Source organism: Synechococcus sp. R55.2 (genome assembly GCF_047462075.1).
In the GTDB taxonomy this organism is placed as follows: Bacteria; Cyanobacteriota; Cyanobacteriia; order Thermostichales; family Thermostichaceae; genus Thermostichus.
The window spans coordinates 1-1798 of the sequence record NZ_JANSIH010000451.1 but is presented as its reverse complement, the minus strand read 5'-3'; the positions used below and the strand labels follow the sequence as shown (position 1 = coordinate 1798).

General features: G+C 53.4%; 1 protein-coding gene. It reads right to left on the bottom strand.

Features of this window, described 5'->3' with window-relative positions; translation table 11 throughout:
* The coding region (locus NW838_RS15535; protein ID WP_414428348.1) for a PAS domain S-box protein at positions 1–1798 on the bottom strand (1798 nt) is incomplete at both ends.

Sequence of the window (1798 nt, the reverse complement as noted above, 5' to 3'; positions counted from 1 at the left end):
CTTGTAAAAGCCGGATTTCCCACTCTTGCCAAGGGCGGCTGGATTGGCAGTGCTGAACTACCAATAGACCCCACAAAGCCTCACCCTGCCGAATCGGGATCACCAAGTTGGCTTGGGCTTGGAAAGACTCCAGCAACTCCCGATAGCAAGGATCCAAATCGGCTATTGCTACTATTGCTACATCCCCCACTGCCTGGACAAAGCCCTCTTGGTACTTGCGATAGCACGGATCCCTTTGGAAATACTCATCCCACACGTAGCGGCCCAGGTGGCTGGGCCAGGGATCCGCTACCGACTCGGCGGCCACAATCCCACCCCCGTTTCCCTGCAGTCGGTAGATCATCACCCGATCTACCTGGAGAAACTCTCGCACTTCCGCAACCGTTGTTTCCAAGAGGGTTTGCAAGTCCAAAGCTTGGCGGATCCGCCGCAATAAGGCCCCCAACAGTCGCTCCCGCTCTGCCTCTTGCCGAAGCACTTCTTGAGCTTCTTTGAGGGGGGTGATGTCCACAACAACACCGCAAACGGCATAGGGATCCCCTTGCTGATCCCGCAGGGCAAATTTGGTGACCCACCTCGATATTTCTCGACCGTTACGAGAAACGACACTCTCACAGCTAATCGGATCAGGGGACTGGATAGCCCTTTGATCTTGCTCTCGAAACTTGAGGGCATCTTCTGGCGGAAAGAGTTCGGCATCGGTTTTGCCGAGGATCTCTTCCTGGTTACACCCTTGCTGCAAATAGGCAGTGTTTACCTGTAAGTAGCGCCCCTCCAAATCTTTGAGAAAGATGGGAAAAGGGATCCCATCCAGAATGGCCCTAAGCCGGGCCTCACTTTCTTGTAGAGCCAGCTCTGCTTCTTTCTGCTCCGTAATATCTTCGGTAATGCCTGCGATGTGAACGACTTCCTGCTGCTCGTTCAAGACAGGGTAACAAGAGGTACGCAACCAGCGCAGCCTGCCATCTGGGTGGAAAATCCGATAGGTAACTGACATTTTGCCTTGGGTGGCAAGAGACAGGGTTTCCATCACTCTTGGCAGATCCTCTGGGTGGATCCTTTCCTTCCACAGATCCGGCTGGCGATAAAGCTCCTCTGGTGTATATCCGAAAATCTGTTCACAACGAGGACTTTTGTAAAGAGCGCGGCTAAAGTCTGCCGACTGTAGGAAGAAAGTCACCGGTACAGCCTCTACAATTTCTCGGAAGCGGGCTTCGCTCTCTCGCAAAGCCAGTTCCACCTGCTTTTGTTGGGTGATATCGCGGGTACTGGAAACGATCCCTTGCACAGAGGGATCCTCCAAAAGATTGGTGCAGAAGCTCTCCAGCCACACCCACTGGCCATCGGCGTGTTGGGCCCGGTAAATAAAGCTGAGTGTCTCGCCAGGTCGAGCCTTGAGTTGCTCAAGAGCATTAGCAACGTTCTGCCGATCCTCGGGGTGAACCCAATCCAAGGGTACGGCCTCTCCCTGATTGGGAGCACGCCCCAAAATTTTCTCAGCAGCCGGAGGATTTAAGGTATGCAGCAGACCTTGGGCATCGATACGACACAAAATGTCGTGGCTGTTGTTGAGGAAGGCGCGAAAACGCTCTTCTTGTTCCCACACCTCCTGTTCCAGCCGCTTTTGTTCGGTGATATCTAGGACAATGCCGATAAGTCCCAAACCTTTAGACTGATCCTGAAGCTTTACGGCCAGGCGATAAGTATAGCGCTCCTGACCTTGAATTACTTCCTTGCCCTCGAGTTGGGAAAACCCTTGCCGCTCTAGATCGGCTAGAACTTGAGAGGTGTACTCCGG